This is a genomic window from Chlorogloeopsis fritschii PCC 6912, assembly GCF_000317285.1.
Taxonomy (GTDB): domain Bacteria; phylum Cyanobacteriota; class Cyanobacteriia; order Cyanobacteriales; family Nostocaceae; genus Chlorogloeopsis; species Chlorogloeopsis fritschii.
Map to the genome: position 1 here is coordinate 13,889 of NZ_AJLN01000067.1, position 16,308 is coordinate 30,196.

Genomic DNA, 16,308 nt, shown 5'->3' on the forward strand with positions numbered 1-16,308 from the left:
TCATACAAAGATTTAACTTTTTTCATCTCGGTGCCGAGATTTGAACCATCAGAGAGTTCTTGTACGAGCAACTACTTTCGTCAGTGAATACGAACAAATCTCCAAAATTATCTGGTGTATCAGAGTACAATTACTGAGTTATGGCTCGTTTATAGTACAGAATCCTCGGATTTTAGATTTAAAACGCCAATTTACAATCTAAAATCTAAAATTTCTAATCTACGACTACAATGACAGATCTGACTCCTAACTCTAGTTTTAGTTTGACACTCCGCCTAGAAATTCCCAACCGCGTGGGAATGTTAGCTAACGTAACTCAAGCAATATCTAATAGTGGTGGTAATTTCGGTCAAATAGATCTTATCGAACAAACCAGACATATTTCCATTCGCGAGATTACCGTTGATGCCGCAAGTACCGAACACGCTGAAGCGATCGTGCAAGCAGTCAAGGCATTACCAGACATCAAGGTGCTGAATGTTTATGACCGTACCTTTAATCTGCATCGTGGTGGCAAAATTAGTATAGCTAGCAGAATTCCTCTTAAAACTGTATCTGACTTGGCAATGGCATATACGCCTGGAGTCGGACGTATCTGCAATGCGATCGCTCAAGATCCAGAAGAAGTTTACAAATTAACGATTAAACAAAATACTGTAGCTATTGTTACTGATGGTAGCGCAGTTTTGGGCTTAGGAAATCTCGGCCCAGAAGCAGCATTACCAGTAATGGAAGGAAAAGCAATGCTATTCAAAGAATTTGCAGGCATCGATGCTTTCCCCATCTGTCTTGCAACTCAAGATACAGATGAAATTGTTAGTACAGTTAAAAATATTGCCCCTGTTTTTGGAGGCGTAAATTTAGAAGATATTGCTGCTCCTCGTTGCTTTGAAATAGAAGAGAGACTGCGGCGTGAGTTAGATATTCCCGTTTTTCATGACGATCAGCATGGCACGGCAATAGTGACTTTAGCAGCACTTTTCAACGCTTTAAAACTAGTGCATAAATCAATGGATCAAATCCGGATTGTGATTAACGGTGCAGGTGCAGCAGGAATCGCGATCGCTCGTTTACTCCGCAAGGCAGGAGCAGAGAAAATTTGGCTATGCGATTCTAAAGGAATTCTCTCTGTTAGTCGCACCGACTTAACAGAAGAAAAACGGGAATTTGCCGTTAAAGCCCAGGGTACTCTAGCGGGTGCCATGCAAGGGGCAGATGTATTTATTGGCGTCAGCATACCGGGAGTATTGACACCAGAAATGGTACGTTCGATGACCAAGGATTCTATTGTGTTTGCAATGGCAAATCCAATTCCAGAAATTCAACCAGAATTAGTGAGCGCAGAAGTTGCCGTTATCGCCACTGGTAGAAGTGACTACCCAAATCAAATTAATAACGTTCTTGCTTTTCCTGGAGTATTTCGCGGCGCTTTAGATTGTCGGGCACAGACAATTACCACTTCAATGTACTTAGAAGCAGCAAGCGCGATCGCTTCTTTAATCAAACCAACAGATTTAGACAAGGAACACATTATTCCTTCTGTGTTTGATGAGCGAGTCGCCACTACTGTTGCTGCTGCGGTGCAACGTGCGGCACGCCAAGATGGTGTTGCTCGCTCTTAGTGATTGGTTGTTTTACTACTGTACGGGCGGGTTTGGCAAATCAATAGTCGCTTTCAATAGAGATATTATTGGCAAAACCTGCTCCTAATAACTACTTATCGCGTGATATTTCATGCGGGGAATCGAGCGATCGCCGCGTTTACGTTAGATAGCCTCCTCCCCGTTACTTTTTGCTGTCTGGATTTATCGCTATTGTTCCAAATCTTTCTCGGTAAGTTCAGCGTCCTTCATGATGCTTTTTAAAGTCCCTTTTGGCAAATCACGATTGCTGTAAACTGGTACGCAGAGAATAGCGTCAACGCCTTCTTTTGTATAAATGTGATGACTTCCAGTAATTCGCTTTAGCTTCCAACCATTGCGTTCTAAAATCTTGCAAAGTGCCTTACCAGAAATCATTTTCATAAAGATAGCTCGATCAAATGCTGATCTGGTTCAAGCTCCTCTCGCTCACTGGCAACTTCCAGCCAGCCTTGAATGGCATCTTGCAGCATTTCTAATAGGTGTTCGTAGCTGTTTCCCCAAGTGTGACACCCTGGTAGAGCAGGTACAGAGCCACACCACACCCCATCTTCTTGCCAGATCACTGCTTTGATTTTCATCGCAAATTACGTCCATCAGGCTTCACTGAAGATTTTAGCGTACAGGGCAACTTCCACCACTGAGCCATGATGCAATCTTCTTAGCTCCTTTTTTTGGGAGCCTCACACCCAATTCCCTCACTAACAATTATTCTGCACTCAAAAACTCCAAATACCCATTACTAAGTTCTTTCACTGCCAATTCATAAAACTGCTTGCCGTGTTCGGGTGTTGCCAAGGCAGGATTTGAACCCATTCTGCCATCTGGGTAGTACTGGCGAAAGTCTTTAGCACCATAAATTCTATGCCCACTGCCAACTTCAGAGGAAAGGGGTGCTTGCTTAATCGCCTCTGGATAAACATACTGAGTGAGGGCTACTTCACTTGGCGTCGCATGGGAGCCTTCTTGATCGCCGTATAATTCTTTTGCTAGCTTGTATACCGAACTGCACATAAACCAGTTAGCAACTTGGCATTGCACCTTGTGGGCGTTTGGAATCTGCAAATCATCTAAATGTGCGTAAGTTTCAGAGAAAGCAGCTTTCAGCGTGGCGATGTTGCCACCGTGTCCATTAATGAAGTAGAACTTGGAAAAGCCAGCTTTAGCTAAACAGGTGATGTAATCTCGCACTACCTGAATCATAGTGCTAGGACGCAGACTGATTGTGCCGGGAAAAGCTGTATGATGTAGTGCCATTCCTACATTGATTGTGGGAGCAACTATTGCCTGGGTTGTTTCACCCACACCACGAGCGATCGCTTCTGCACAAATCGCATCAGTACCAATTAATCCTGTTGGGCCGTGTTGTTCTGTAGAACCAATCGGAATAATAATACCACCAGATTGTTGCAGATATGTTTCTACTTCTTGCCAAGTACTCAAATGCAGTAACATTGATGCCGACCTATTTATGAAACGCTTTCATATTGTAGTCACCATCACGCTACTACGATACTCAAAGGGGCACCAGGAGCAGAAGAGATAGGGAGAACAACTAACCACTATCCACTGTACGGGAGGCAGCGCGTTGTGGAGCCAGTGCGCCCTTGCGCTTTGCCGACTTGTAGACGCCCGAAGGGCGGCTTCCCGCAGGGTAGCACCTGGCGTCGGGTTTCCCGCGTTGTAGCAACTGCCGTGCGGGTTTAGAAGATAAATTATCTGTTGAACGTCAAGATGATTGGCAAAACCCGCCCCTACCAACGAACCAATGACAAATGACTAATAACTAACCAAAACAATAATGCTTTTTAACATCACTTCTAATTTCCCACGTGCAGGACATACCAGCAGGAAAAGTTACCAAATCACCTTTGCCCATCTGCACTGGTTGCCCGCCATCAGGAGTAACTGTTACATCACCTTCTAAAAAGTAGCAAGTTTCTTGAGTGTCATAAGTCCAAGGAAATTTTGAGACTTCTTTTTGCCAGATTCCCCATTTGGATACACTCAATTCATGAAGCTGTTCTTGACTGGGCTGACGCTCAATTTTAATTTCCATGCTTTGTGTTCTCAGTTGTATTCAACAGTAAGACTGAATATCTTCACCACAATGATCTACTAAATAACACAAAGCGCGAAAACGCAAGCCTACAAACTGATCGTAAAATGGATTGAGTTTACACAAGGGGGGAATGTGGGCAATTTTGCGACCAAATAGAATAATATCCCGCTCAAACGGACACTGAGCAGGAATCAGTTGAGCGATAAATTTTGCCAATTGACGATTTTCAATATCGAATGAGTCTAGCCATTGACGCAGTGGTTGTAGCAAGTCATATTTAGGCTTAATCAATTGGTTTTTATTTGCTAATCTATGGCTTTCTACAGTGGGATTAATAAAAGCTGAGAAAATAATCTTTTGATTGTTGACTTTAAGCATAATAATTCTCCCCTCCAATTAATGGATAATTGGCATTTCTGTTCTATTGCTATTAAATCTTGCTGAACTATGAAGAATTGTTCAGTTAAGTACAAAATAACAAATAAAATCTTAAATTGTCACTTTTACAATTATTGATTTCTAATATTTCACATATCCATCACCTATCTTGAATGTAAATTGTTTACCTGAAATTCAACAGTACCCAGGGATGTACTTTTACGGGTAAAAGCAGGATTTTTCTCCATCTATGGCAACATTTCACTAGGAAGAGCCTGTGACGAATGTTGATTTTAGAGTATTCACTCTCCTATAAAATGTTACCTGCGTTACAAAAAGTTACGATTTAGTTTATCTAATAGTAGAAATTACCATAATTTAATAAATACAAGTAATTATGAACTTTAAACTAACTAATAAAAAACATGGACATCTTACCTGTTGAAATAAGGATTAATCAAGAGTTGTAATCAGTTTCAAAAACTGAGTAGATAGTCAGAACATTTAGTAGAAGATACTAGAAAACCGCCTGGAAATTTTTAACTAGTGTGGGGTTTGGGGAGCAGTAATTCCCTCGACATAATCGTTTGATTTGGCGGCGGGAGGCACAGACTTGCAGCTAGCTGCGGAACTCGCAGTCAAACTGCCTGTGGAAGTATCGTTGTCGCAGACGCAAGTCTAGACGCAACCAATTAAGCAGGAATGTCTTGTTGTGAGGTTGACAGCCCACACCATAATCTTTGATTTGCTGTGGTAGGATTCACTAGTAAGCTCCTACAAGACTGTAAATTAAAGCAGTCAGTACTAAGGTGGTAATTGTCACGTAAATCCAGTTGCGTTGTTTAACAAAAAACAGCAGAGAAACTACTACCCGCAAAATTGGTGTAGCTACCAGCAATAACAATCCCAGTTGAATTATGCCACGACGACTACCAGACAAAACTGCTGTTACAACACCAGTAGGAGAACAAAACTCGGATGGTTCACCGTAAAAAAATTGGTAATGAACGGGTTCAGCCCCATGTTGTAACAAATAGAGTATGCCACCAAATAACACCACACTACTAGCAAGCAAAACACCATATTTCAGCAGATAACTTAGTAAAATACTGAGTGGTTGTGAATTCTGTATTATCCGCGATTGTTGACTTTCAGCGTCAAATTTGGTGTCTGTACTTTCAAGACTTGGCTTGGCTAATGTATTGATATCAGAGTTAGTATTTTGTAGCTGTAATGGTAAGGAAATAACTTGACTATCTGGCTGTATAGAAGTTGACAACAGATTAGAATTTAATTTAAACATACTCAACTGTTTTCAATTGCAATTACCTAGTGCAGTCTGCCCAGTCGCTTTTCAACACTGCTGTTTTTAGATGTTAAAGTTTGAATTGCTTACATTCCCCCAGCGAAATTTTGATAAACCATTTTTGCAGCCATTGATACCAATACCAGACTAAAGACAAGTCTTAATATCTGCGTTTTTGCTCCAACTAGAACTCTTGCTCCTAAAAATGCACCAGGCAATATTCCTAACATCACTGGCATAGATAACCCTGGATCAATGTAACCACGGGCGAGATAAACTCCTGCTGATGCTGCGGCAGTAACACCAATCATAAAATTGCTTGTGGTAGTCGAAACTTTGAAGGGAATACGCATAATTTGATCCATTGCTAGGACTTTAAACGCTCCTGAACCAATTCCCAGTAATCCAGAAATGACTCCAGCAACCAACATTACGGTAAATCCAGCTGGCACAGCATGAACTTGATAAAACATTACACCTTCAGGTGTGGGATAAGTACTGTTGAGTTGGAGGTAATCAGCCAGAGGATCGATTGTGTCGTTTTCTGGATTTTCTAGCTTGGGTTGCCCTGAAAGATAAGCAGAGTAAAGTAGAACAATTACCAGGACAATAGTTAATGCTTTGACAGAAACAAATGTCGCAATTAAAGCACCAAATATTGCCCCAATCGTTGTTGCCACTTCTAAAAACATTCCCAAGTGTAGATTAGCAAAGCCTTTTTTAATATAAGTTGAGGCTGCACCAGCACTTGTAGCAATGACAGAAACGAGTGAAGCACCTACAGCGTAGCGAATATCAACACCAAATACAGAAGTTAGCAGAGGAACAATGACAACTCCTCCTCCCAAGCCTGTCAGTGCCCCAACAAAGCCTGCACTGAAAGATCCCAGCCAAACTAATAAAGAGAATTCTAGGATGTTCAAATTTCATACCTCTTTAGTCAGTAGTCAGTGGATAGTGGATAGTAGAGGCGGGTTTTGCTGATAATTTTTCGGTTGAAACAAACTATTTATCTTCTAAACCCGCTCGTACAGTGGTTAGTAGTTGGTAGGCATGAAATTGTTGTTGTAACAAAGCAGAAACTCTGCGATCGCTTGTTGATGCGTTAGGTTTTATTCATGTTGCCAAGTTGAGCGTGAATTGATTAGTCTTTATAAACCAAAGAAATCTATATAGACACAATTTCATCTATCTTTTTCTCAATGTGCAAATAGCTTATTTTATTTTTCACCACAAAGTAAATACTATTTCAAGTACTTTACATAATCAATAGTCGGACACAAATATTTTTGAGGTTTTATTAATAATTTTAAATGACCGTTAACCCCATCGGATTTACTAAGATTTATTTATATAAATTTCACACCAACATATACAATATATAAATGTATTTTAAATTCTCAAAATGGTTATAAATAATACCCGGTAAACAAGTAGCATTTGTCCTGTTTAGGTTGTAAATTCACATTCAATTGAAGAAGACTACAGAATTCAAAATGAATAATTTATTATGGCTTCTGGCTTCTGAATTCTGTTTTGATAAAATTTAGTATAAATTGACTGTTAGCAGACAGCTTTAAATTAGTATTAACAGATTGAACTTCTGTGTTTTCTATATTCTTGATTTAGTAATTGCTTAATCCCAATTACAATAGGTAATATTCTTAATATTTATATCCAGGCTCTTGGTACTATTAAAACACCAAAAAATTTTGGTAAGCGACAACAATAATGGCGGCAAAATCAAGATACTCACTGACTAAAATATTTCGGTGGTCAAAATGAGTATTTAGCTGTGAAAAAAATAACAATAGTACAAATAATGTCATCAATATTAGTGGCGACAAAGGCAGCGATCGCCTCAATGATAATTTTGCTAATTTAACTGATGTGGGGTTGTCAGGAATTATGATTAACTCATTAGACATTGTGCAAGCAACTTTAACTTGGGTAGATAAAGCAGCTCTGAAAATAGTTAGAGCAGAATTTTCATTCTCTAAACGAGTTTTTGCAACACAACCCACTACACTAGTAGAACGCCCCTAGTTTAGAGAAACTGTCCATGCAAATACTGAAAACTACCGACCAAGATTTTTCTACCAAATTCCAAGCATTTGTGAATGAGCGAAGGGAAGCGACGGTTGATGTCAGTGGGACAGTACGAGATATTATCGCTGATGTCAGAGTGCGCAAAGATGCAGCAGTAAAAGAATATACTAGCCGCTTTGACAATTTCAATCCCCAGTCCTTTCGTCTGAGCGAAACTTTTATTGCCGAACAAGCGGCACAATGCCCTGCCAACGTCAAGTCTGCACTAGAAGTAGCAGCAGAACGAATTGCTACTTTTCATGAAAAACAGCTACCTCAAAATATTGCTTACACTGATGCGGTGGGAGTGAAATTGGGATTAAAGTGGGTAGCACTGCCGACAGTGGGAATTTACGTACCTGGTGGACGGGCAAGCTATCCAAGTTCTCTGCTGATGAATGCTCTGCCTGCTAAGATTGCCGGAGTAGAGCGGATCGTAATGACAGTGCCAATGCCGCGTGGTGAGATTAATCCTGTAGTATTAGCTGCTGCCGAAGTTGCGGGGATTACGGAAATATACTGTATTGGTGGAGCACAAGCAGTGGCAGCCCTAGCCTATGGTACAGAAAGTATTGCTCCTGTAGATAAAATTGTCGGCCCTGGTAACGCTTACGTTGCGGAAGCTAAACGGCAAGTCTTTGGCAGAGTTGGTATTGATAGCATTGCTGGGCCTTCAGAAATTCTTGTGGTAGCAGATAGTAAGAATAATCCAGATTGGATTGCTTGGGATTTGCTGTCGCAAGCGGAACACGATCCTAGCGCTCAATCAATTTTGATTACTGATTCGGAAAGCTTTGCTCAAAAGGTAATAGCTGCTGTTGGAGAAGTTCTGACAAACTTGCCTACCAAAGAAGTCGCAAGCACAAGTTGGGAAAAGCATGGTGCGGTAATAATTGTGAGCAACTTAGAAGAAAGTATTCCCCTTCTCAATCAGTTGGCACCAGAGCATGTGGAATTATGTGTAGACGCTCCCCAATTACTAGCTAACCAGATTAAATGTGCTGGCAGTATGTTTTTAGGACGCCATACTCCAGAAGCGATCGGTGATTACGTAGGCGGGCCGAATCATGTATTACCTACTGCACGTTCTGCTCGCTTTGCCTCTGGCTTAAGTGTTTATGATTTTGTCAAGCGAATTACCTATTTACAATGTGATGAACAAGCACTACACAGCATAGGTGAGGCAGCCATTACCCTTGCAGAATCAGAAGGATTGCCTGCTCATGCAGGTAGTGTAGCTATACGCTTAAAAGAAAACTAACTTTCACGGCGATCGCTCTAAGTCTGCCATTTGCCAAAATAGGGCAATCTTTATTTAATGGGTTGGATGGAAGCGATCGCTGAAATAAAGCTGTATAAACTAAACTGTTCGCATCTACTATACCAAGCGAAAAATAAACGGATAGCGGTAGGGTACCTCAGGCTCGCTGAGAACTCTGATAATAGCAATAATTGGCATGATTAAACTAACAATCCACAATATAATCAGCAAGGGAATACCAACACCAATAAAAACCAGCAATCCAAATATAATCCCATAAATGTAAAGGTTGATGTGAAAATTTAGAGATTCTCTTGCATTTGCTTTAATTACAGAATCATTACTGATTAACAAAATAGCAATGGGTATACCTATAGACACAATCAATGAGCTAAAAAATATTGCTCCATGACATAGTGCTGATAAAAGCTTGCGTTTAGTGTAATCTTCCATAATTAATAAGCTATTAATCATTCAAAATTTTCTTATTATCCTCCAATCCTAACTATTGAAATTTTGGTTGCCCTCATTCTGTTAGAAGATATTCTGGCTGTAGAAATTGAGATGGGAATTCAAAGGTATTTTTACCAACAATTGCCTTATAAGCGGGTACACTGCAACCTGATGCCAATGCCACAAGTTTAGATATTTTCAACAAACTAGGAGTGTCAATACCTAAATCCATACCATGAATGCATTTTAGAGCCATGACTACTTCTTCCAATGCAGCATTTCCGGCTCTCTCGCCTAATCCGTTTACCGTTGTATTTATTGATAAGGCTCCGGCTTTGATTCCGGCTAGGGCATTAGCAGTTGCCATGCCAAAATCATTGTGGGTGTGCATTTCTATTGGTATCGATAATGCGATCGCCAATCGCTTCACTTTCGCATAAGTCGTGAAAGGATCGAGAATACCTACCGTATCGCAGAAGCGAAACCGCGACGCACCCCATTGTTGGGCGTAAAGCGCTAGATCTAGGAGGAAATTTTCATCGGCTCTAGAAGAATCTTCTCCACCGACGGATACAAACAGCCCTCGATCGCAGGCAAAGCTGATACTATTTTTGAGTTTTTGCAAAACTACTTGCCACTGTCCTTGAAATTTAGCAGTAATTTGGATTTCTGAAACAGGAATGGAAATATGTACTCGCTGCAAACTACAAGCAATAGAAGCTTGAATATCTGAAATTACGGCGCGATTCCAGCCAAGCAGTTGGGTTCGCAAACCCAAGTTACAAATGGTGGCTATGGCTCGCTGCTCTTCCCCACCCATCGCTGCAATTCCGACTTCTAACTCGTGAATGCCGATCGCATCGAGAAGAGACGCGATCGCCACTTTTTCATTTAAATTAAAGGCAACGCCAGCTGCTTGTTCGCCATCACGCAGAGTTGTGTCATTAATGAGAACTTGATTCATTGCTCGAATGCCCCTTATAGATTCTCCGCGCTTTGCCTTTGTTCCATTCACATCAAATCTCCTACCAACAGCCTAGAAGCGGCAGCCCACAAACCCTCGTTACCAGGTTCAATCTGGTAACGAGAACTAAGTCATTTGTGTTTGTTACAAATGACTAATAACTGTTATTTTTGTAGAGCTTTACGCAACCACGGAGGCGGATTTCCTTGCAAAGTTTGCACTAATTTATTGAGAATAAAAGCAATATCTTCTTGTTCGGAATGTGGTCGTACTGGCATCACACCTTGTTTGATTAATTTAGCAGCAGGAATACCTCCAATAGACGCAACATAAACAATTGCACAATCAGCTAATGCCTCAAGTTTAGCTGCTACTTTGTCATCACTTTCACTATCTTTATTTGTTTTTATTTTACTTTCATCTTGCTGAGATTCTACTTCTAATTTTTTAGATTTACCATCAAACTTGAGAGTTTCTACAAAATTATACCCAGATGCTGAGATTTCATAAACATCTATTTCCTGTGCCCAGCCAAAGTGAGCATTTACGTTAATCCGGTCAGTTGTTGCGAAGGCAATTTTCATCTTTATGTTCCTCTCCTTAAGTTAGGAGTTATGAGCAGTACATCGGCATTTACAACAGCCAGATTCCCGAAGAAAAACTCCTCTAATAGAGTAGTTGCTTTCAGATTCTACTTTTAATCTTAGGCTCAATTTATTCTGTGGTGGTAACTACCGCATAAATTTTCGCTTCTATTACTATTAATTACATACTGCAAGTCTTATTTAATCGGATGATTACCTGACATCTTGTACATCTTTAACAAGAGCCAGAGGCTCTAATTCTCATTACCAAGTTCAACCTGGTAACGAGGGTAGTGGGCTACCGCCTGGTGACTTTTACATAGGCGTGTAAGATATCAGTTACCGAATTGGTTGTAATTATTTTGCAGCTACAAATTTTACTGTTTTTCACAGTCATTTAGAAAGTTATTACCTACCAAGATATTAAAATAATTTGATATCTTTACGGTGGTAATTACTTAGTAACAACTACATCTATGACGTTAATTGTGTTGGTTCTTCAGAAATCTCAGGGTGAGTAATTTTGACGTGTTCAAAAAAGCGAGACATCCAAGGTATCGCAATTAAAATTACTCCTAATACTATTAAAAATACAGATATTCCAAAAATTTGGTCGCGGGGGATTTCAAGTACACCACGTAAAATCACTTCTCTTAAAGCAGAAACAATCGTGATTTCTACTGCTGCGACTACAGAAATTTGCTGCTCTTGTAAGTAATCAATTAACAAGCGAAATAACTCTACTAGAATCAAAATAAACAAGATATCAGATGTTACTTGCCTTAAATCTAGTGGATGCAAAAGAGAGAAGAACATATCTACCAGCCGGATCAGCATCACACAGAATAAACCAAGGCAGAGAGAGATAACAATAATATCTTGAAAAATGACGAGATTACTGACAATTCTATCTCGCTGAAACCAACTATTTAACCCTGTAATTAGCCGTTTTGGCATGGCATCTCCGGACAGTCTCGTTTCGTCCAGTTCCATGATAGGCAATTCAAAATTTAAAATTAGTTTCAGGAGAAACTAATTTTGCTTTGCTTAAAGATTTTAAATTTACCTGTACCCTGTACCCCGTTCCCTATTACCTACTTTTGGTACTTAAAGCTTGATTGATATGGTTTAATAAATCTTCCATAGATACCGAGCGGGGAAGAATTTGGCTTGCGATCGCACCTACCAAATTTTCTAGAGAACCTTCGTCGGAGATGTCGGGATTGCGTCGCTGATCGAGTACTAACACTGGTGGCAACTTAAAAGGTAATTGCCCCAATGCCTTGAGTGCTGAAAATACCTCTTTTCGTGTCTTGGTTTCTCCCAAGCAAATTAGCAATAAGTCAACGCTTTCGTGGCGCAGCTGTTGTAGTAATTCTGCCCAAGAACGCCCCATTGTCGCTTTCAGCCCAGCGGTTTGCAAATACTGAATCAAAGCTTGGAACCACTCCGATCCGCGAGAGATAGTTGGAGATTTTAGACTTTGGCTAGGAAAAGGGGTGTTTTCGTCTGCTGTTAACTCCCCCAAGGAAGCACCTTTGCCAGAGCGATCGCTATCTAACTTTGCCGATGCTCCCACACTACCCCTGTTGTAGCCATCCCTACTGGCTGCCCGTTTGTACTTGGTGTCTGGTAAATCAGGCAATAGTGCCAAATCCACCACTAAGATACTGGGAGGACAGCATATACTAGCTGCAATTTGTAATACAGACAACAAAGTATCTACTTGTTTGTCGTTATTACTGTTGTCTGCGCTGTGTTGTGTTAAGCAAGGAAATACTGATAATCCGGCTACTTGAGAAGCTACTTGGGTAGTAGCTACATCACAGGTTACCAGTGGCAGCGATGCCAAACGAGGATTAGCTTTGAGTTTTTGCAAGCAAGTTTCTGCTGTTGGCATTTCTGCATCTAGTAACACTACATCGAATTGCCAAACCCTAGCTAAAAGTTCTGCCTGTTCAATGTCATCTACTTCTATTACCCGGTGCTGCTGTAAAAACGGGTGGAAATTTAAAGCATCTCCTTGATGATTAACTAATCTGAGAATTCGCAGTGGTGTGTTATCAACTGTAGCTTCATGAACTGTATTTTGCGGCTTTGGTTCTGGGATGGTACACAAACTTTCTAACAACGGTGTCAAAACTTGCTGCTGTACTGGCAAACTCAGAAAACCATCAGCACGATTGGCAAATGCTTGTTCTTTTTCGGCTGCTGTTGCCGTCACAATCACGGGTATGCTGCGAGTTAGACTATCAGATTTGAGTAAGGTGAGTACATCCCAACCCGAAAGCAAAGGTAGTAATGGATTGAGGAATATTGCTTTCGGTTGCAGGCGGCGAGCTTTTTCTACTGCCTCACATCCCGATCGCGCGATGACGACTCGATATCCCAAAGCTGTTAGTGGTTCGGTTAAATCTTCAATATATCGGGCTACTGCCTCCACAATCAAAATCAAACTGTTGCGATTGGTTGGAGAAGTGGAAACTAAGGAATGGGGATTTGCGGTGGGGGCGAGTGGGTTGAGAGCTGGGGGCGGATAATAACTACTTTCTGTGGCAATTTCATGGCTATGCTCTCCTGCTCCGATTTTGTGTGGAGGAGTGGGCGGTAATAACAAAGTAAACTGACTACCTTGTCCTTCACGAGATAAAAAGCTCACATCACCACCGTGGAGACGAGCCAAAGCCCTGGTTAATACCAATCCCAAACCAGTTCCTTCAAACTGACGGGTGAGGGGATTTTCTAATTGTTGGAATTTTTGAAAGATTAAATGTTGCTGGTGTTCGGGAATACCAATACCCGTATCCCAAACTGTGAAGGCAACCCAACCTTCCCAGCGGTTCACCCGCACTCCAATGTCACCTCCTGTTTCGGTAAATTTAAAGGCATTGGAAAGCAGGTGTACTAACATCTGCCGGAGGCGAAATTCGTCTGCGACAATTTCTTCTAAACCTGGTTCAATTGAGAGGGTAAATTGGTGTTCTTTGGCAGTTGTTGGTGTTGGGGGGGCAACTGTAGTTTTGCGGCTTTGGGTATGCATCGCTTTGGCTTCTGATAGGGCGCGATCGCATACCGTGCGAATGTTAACACCTGCCAGCATTAGCTCCATCTGTCCGCTTTCCATGCGGGTCAAGTCTAAGATATCATTGACCACACTCATCAGATGGCGTCCGCTTTGATGAATTAGCCCAGCATAACGCGCTTGCCTTTCATTGAGTTTTCCTAATTGCTGATCTACCAACAACCGCGATAATCCTAAAACTGCCGTGAGAGGAGTCTTTAGTTCATGACTAATACAGGCTAAAAATTCGTCTTTTAGACGATTTAGTTGAATTAAATCGGCATTTTTCGCTGCTAGTTCTTTGCTGAGTTGTTGCTGTTCAGTTACATCTGTTGCCAGCATCAGCCATAAGTCAGTGCTTGTCACTATGCCTGGCTCAGAGCTTATAGTTTTTAAATCAGGGCTATCTAAGGGAATTTTGGCAAATTGCCAAACTCGCTCTTGCCCACTTTGCACTTCCACAACACACGTACAAGTACCCTGCTGACTATCTAAAAAGCAGCGATTTGAGTTCGTAGACGCATCGGTTGCATCCCGTGGGGTAGATAGGTGTGGAGGTAGATCGTGTAAGGTATTGGCATCTGGTGTAGTTAGTTTCGATCGCACTACTGTGTTGTCACTATCTGATGCCAGAAATGGGATGGCTGTAGGTTGTGCTTGATAGTAACTGTCATTTGGCTTAGTAGTTGTACTACTTATGACTTTGGCAGTTGTATATTCAGGTTTTCTCACAACAGCGGGAGTGAGGATTGCTTCTACTTGTTGCCTTACTCCTTCTGGATCTTTTAGAACTCCTAATTGCTGCCACCAAGCCGGATTTTGTGTGACTACCTCACCAGTACTAGTTTGCAACATCAAAGGCCACGGCAACCTTTCCAACAACTGTACCAATGGTTGGTGTACTGGTGTTCTCGATTCTGGTATCACAGGTGCAGCTTGTGCTTCCCGCAGGGTAGCTTGTTCTGTAGCTAGCTTGCGACGACGGGATTTTACCTTGGAGGAAGCTACCCAAGAGGAATCTTTTGCTCTGTTGTCTGTGCCAGAGTGGATACCAGAAAGCTTACTTTCGTCAGGCTGAAGTTTTACTCTCTGCTTCGCTAAAAATTGCAAGAGCCGCAAACTGTCTACTAGTCCCAAAAACTTGCCATTTGAGTCAATTAGTGCCCAATCTAAGTTAGGATGATTCTGGCTTTGTTGCGATCGCACAAACCAGTTCAACTGCTCAATACTCCACGTAGCTGGTAATGTTTTTACTGGCTCAATTAAAGTTGAGTGCCATTTGGCAAGAGGCTCCTGCAACTCAATCAACCCAACACCTTTGCGCTCTGCTGGATCTGCTGCTAAAAGTGCGGTGAGCAAACGCCTAGAATAAACTAACCCTATAGGGCATTGCTGCTCATTTAAAACTACCAAGCGCTCGCACTGCTCTTGCTCAAAAATTCCCAGCACTATTTTTAAAGTAGTAGTTTCTACACAGCTGGGTGCGGTAGCGATAAATTCATAAAGCGGGTACTTTAGCATTGACATAGGGCTTCAGGGGTCATTCTTCCTGCGGAAGCATCCAGCATTACCAAGCTGCCAGTATGGTGTGTGGTTTTTTGCACCTCAACCTATATCCTCAAATTGTGCAGGAGCTAGGTGATATTTGTCACAATTGCGACACTTTGTACATTACCTTCGTAAAGTATGCTGGTTGCAACTATCAAGTTTTTCCAGCAACGGCATTTGGTTTTACCGCTTAGAAGTTCCGGAGGCTAAGTTGCCCTACACTGTGGGAATTTCCCTGAGGGATCTATTGAAAAGCTACCTTTTAGCCAAGGTAGTTCACAAAGAACGGTAATTACCGCCACAACGAGAGCCTCCTGTTCACCAGTGTCTTTCTGGTGTTAAAACTCTTCTTTAAGATAGCGACAGCTAAACCAATTATGGCTCTAAATATTCGCTTTAGAACCTTTAGGAATTATAATGATTTAGAATGCGACAAACATTTAACTTCGTTTAAGTATCTTATCAAGGAGTCAAAGTCAAAATATATATTTGGATAGATATGAAGGTGTCAATTTCAGAGTAGCTAGCGAATGTAGCACCCAGACTGCAATTTGTGTTAGCAGGCAAGTTCCTATCTGCACAACATTCCTCAGCGATCGCCCCAAAAGAAGCATTTTCTTCATGTCCAACACCTCCTCAAAGACTGATTAAATGCTTGTGCTCAACAGTAGGGCAATATTTGTTAATATTTAGTTTACAATTTGTTATTAAAGCTAAAAAGCTTTAAATAACTTCACACATTGACCCTAGCACCTACTTGGACTAGCAGAAGCGGTGTCTAAATTGATTGCATACTTTTTTTACGAATTTAAAATTGCCTTAAGCAAAGGAGGACGATGTAACTCTGTTTAAAATATATAAATACTATGTTATGTGTTCCCGATCAAGATTCTTCAACCGGATGCTACTAGAAAAATTTGGGTAACACTAGTTTCATTAATCAGTGGGTAGGTTTTTCTTGGA

The 16,308-nt window shown here is 41.2% G+C and carries 16 protein-coding genes and 1 pseudogene; 4 read left to right on the forward strand and 13 right to left on the reverse strand.

The window, feature by feature from the left end:
* The first annotated feature begins 230 nt into the window (after positions 1–230).
* Positions 231–1,622, forward strand: a complete 1,392-nt coding sequence (locus UYC_RS0111805; RefSeq protein WP_016878741.1) for a malic enzyme-like NAD(P)-binding protein — start codon at positions 231–233, stop codon at positions 1,620–1,622.
* A gap of 189 nt (positions 1,623–1,811) precedes the next feature.
* Here UYC_RS0111805 and UYC_RS0111810 read toward each other — a convergent pair whose 3' ends face one another.
* From UYC_RS0111810 to UYC_RS0111840, 7 genes are all read right to left on the reverse strand, one after another.
* A complete protein-coding gene (locus UYC_RS0111810; protein ID WP_016878740.1) occupies positions 1,812–2,024 on the reverse strand; it encodes a type II toxin-antitoxin system HicA family toxin in 213 nt (70 codons plus the stop codon).
* Positions 2,021–2,221, reverse strand: coding sequence for a type II toxin-antitoxin system HicB family antitoxin (locus tag UYC_RS0111815; RefSeq protein ID WP_016878739.1), 201 nt, complete (start codon positions 2,219–2,221; stop codon positions 2,021–2,023). The genes UYC_RS0111810 and UYC_RS0111815 overlap by 4 nt, the downstream gene beginning before the upstream one ends.
* 127 nt (positions 2,222–2,348) lie before the next feature.
* On the reverse strand, positions 2,349–3,095 hold the full coding sequence (locus UYC_RS0111820) for a creatininase family protein (protein WP_016878738.1): 747 nt from the start codon (positions 3,093–3,095) through the stop codon (positions 2,349–2,351).
* A gap of 331 nt (positions 3,096–3,426) precedes the next feature.
* Positions 3,427–3,699, reverse strand: a complete 273-nt coding sequence (locus UYC_RS0111825; protein WP_016878737.1) for a cupin domain-containing protein — start codon at positions 3,697–3,699, stop codon at positions 3,427–3,429.
* A gap of 21 nt (positions 3,700–3,720) precedes the next feature.
* A complete protein-coding gene (locus UYC_RS0111830; protein WP_016878736.1) occupies positions 3,721–4,080 on the reverse strand; it encodes a Mo-dependent nitrogenase C-terminal domain-containing protein in 360 nt (119 codons plus the stop codon).
* A 763-nt stretch (positions 4,081–4,843) separates the two neighbouring features.
* Entirely contained in the window at positions 4,844–5,383 is a 540-nt protein-coding gene (locus UYC_RS0111835; RefSeq protein WP_016878735.1) for a DUF1634 domain-containing protein, read from the reverse strand.
* An 89-nt stretch (positions 5,384–5,472) separates the two neighbouring features.
* Complete coding sequence (locus UYC_RS0111840) at positions 5,473–6,309, reverse strand: sulfite exporter TauE/SafE family protein (RefSeq protein WP_016878734.1); 837 nt, start codon at positions 6,307–6,309, stop codon at positions 5,473–5,475.
* 54 nt (positions 6,310–6,363) lie between these two features.
* Here UYC_RS0111840 and UYC_RS39910 point away from each other — a divergent pair, with 54 nt between their 5' ends.
* The 3 genes from UYC_RS39910 to hisD all read left to right on the forward strand — a co-directional run bounded on the left by UYC_RS39910 (position 6,364) and on the right by hisD (position 8,735).
* Positions 6,364–6,495 carry a hypothetical protein gene (locus UYC_RS39910; protein ID WP_268744033.1) on the forward strand — a complete coding sequence of 44 codons (132 nt, stop codon included), beginning with the start codon at positions 6,364–6,366 and terminating at the stop codon, positions 6,493–6,495.
* A 799-nt stretch (positions 6,496–7,294) separates the two neighbouring features.
* Entirely contained in the window at positions 7,295–7,432 is a 138-nt protein-coding gene (locus tag UYC_RS39455) for a hypothetical protein (protein WP_016878733.1), read from the forward strand.
* 16 nt (positions 7,433–7,448) lie between these two features.
* Complete coding sequence (hisD, locus tag UYC_RS0111850; RefSeq protein ID WP_016878732.1) at positions 7,449–8,735, forward strand: histidinol dehydrogenase; 1,287 nt, start codon at positions 7,449–7,451, stop codon at positions 8,733–8,735.
* A gap of 117 nt (positions 8,736–8,852) precedes the next feature.
* Here the strand turns inward: hisD and UYC_RS0111855 are convergent, their stop codons facing one another.
* The 6 genes and pseudogenes from UYC_RS0111855 to UYC_RS39460 all read right to left on the reverse strand — a co-directional run bounded on the left by UYC_RS0111855 (position 8,853) and on the right by UYC_RS39460 (position 15,968).
* Entirely contained in the window at positions 8,853–9,188 is a 336-nt protein-coding gene (locus UYC_RS0111855) for a DUF4870 domain-containing protein (RefSeq protein ID WP_026087736.1), read from the reverse strand.
* Positions 9,189–9,297: 109 nt separating this feature from the next.
* Positions 9,298–10,152 (reverse strand): annotated as a pseudogene (locus UYC_RS35505) (homocitrate synthase); the annotation flags it as partial.
* Between the two features lie 164 nt (positions 10,153–10,316).
* Positions 10,317–10,736 carry a nitrogen fixation protein NifX gene (nifX, locus tag UYC_RS0111865; RefSeq protein ID WP_016878729.1) on the reverse strand — a complete coding sequence of 140 codons (420 nt, stop codon included), beginning with the start codon at positions 10,734–10,736 and terminating at the stop codon, positions 10,317–10,319.
* 474 nt (positions 10,737–11,210) lie between these two features.
* Positions 11,211–11,693, reverse strand: a complete 483-nt coding sequence (locus UYC_RS0111870) for a phosphate-starvation-inducible PsiE family protein (RefSeq protein WP_016878728.1) — start codon at positions 11,691–11,693, stop codon at positions 11,211–11,213.
* Between the two features lie 133 nt (positions 11,694–11,826).
* The gene (locus UYC_RS0111875) at positions 11,827–15,318 is read right to left on the reverse strand and encodes an ATP-binding response regulator (RefSeq protein WP_016878727.1); all 3,492 of its coding nucleotides are present in this window, start codon (positions 15,316–15,318) and stop codon (positions 11,827–11,829) included.
* A 503-nt stretch (positions 15,319–15,821) separates the two neighbouring features.
* Positions 15,822–15,968, reverse strand: coding sequence for a hypothetical protein (locus UYC_RS39460; RefSeq protein WP_157171237.1), 147 nt, complete (start codon positions 15,966–15,968; stop codon positions 15,822–15,824).
* Between the last annotated feature and the right edge of the window lie 340 nt (positions 15,969–16,308).

Coding starts and splice junctions, on each gene's coding strand:
- UYC_RS0111805 (WP_016878741.1), top strand. CDS start 231: ATGACAGATCTGACTCCTAACTCTAGTTTTAGTTTGACACTCCGCCTA.
- UYC_RS0111810 (WP_016878740.1), bottom strand. CDS start 2,024: ATGAAAATGATTTCTGGTAAGGCACTTTGCAAGATTTTAGAACGCAAT.
- UYC_RS0111815 (WP_016878739.1), bottom strand. CDS start 2,221: ATGAAAATCAAAGCAGTGATCTGGCAAGAAGATGGGGTGTGGTGTGGC.
- UYC_RS0111820 (WP_016878738.1), bottom strand. CDS start 3,095: ATGTTACTGCATTTGAGTACTTGGCAAGAAGTAGAAACATATCTGCAA.
- UYC_RS0111825 (WP_016878737.1), bottom strand. CDS start 3,699: ATGGAAATTAAAATTGAGCGTCAGCCCAGTCAAGAACAGCTTCATGAA.
- UYC_RS0111830 (WP_016878736.1), bottom strand. CDS start 4,080: ATGCTTAAAGTCAACAATCAAAAGATTATTTTCTCAGCTTTTATTAAT.
- UYC_RS0111835 (WP_016878735.1), bottom strand. CDS start 5,383: ATGTTTAAATTAAATTCTAATCTGTTGTCAACTTCTATACAGCCAGAT.
- UYC_RS39455 (WP_016878733.1), top strand. CDS start 7,295: ATGATTAACTCATTAGACATTGTGCAAGCAACTTTAACTTGGGTAGAT.
- hisD (WP_016878732.1), top strand. CDS start 7,449: ATGCAAATACTGAAAACTACCGACCAAGATTTTTCTACCAAATTCCAA.
- UYC_RS0111855 (WP_026087736.1), bottom strand. CDS start 9,188: ATGGAAGATTACACTAAACGCAAGCTTTTATCAGCACTATGTCATGGA.
- nifX (WP_016878729.1), bottom strand. CDS start 10,736: ATGAAAATTGCCTTCGCAACAACTGACCGGATTAACGTAAATGCTCAC.
- UYC_RS0111870 (WP_016878728.1), bottom strand. CDS start 11,693: ATGCCAAAACGGCTAATTACAGGGTTAAATAGTTGGTTTCAGCGAGAT.
- UYC_RS0111875 (WP_016878727.1), bottom strand. CDS start 15,318: ATGCTAAAGTACCCGCTTTATGAATTTATCGCTACCGCACCCAGCTGT.
- UYC_RS39460 (WP_157171237.1), bottom strand. CDS start 15,968: ATGAAGAAAATGCTTCTTTTGGGGCGATCGCTGAGGAATGTTGTGCAG.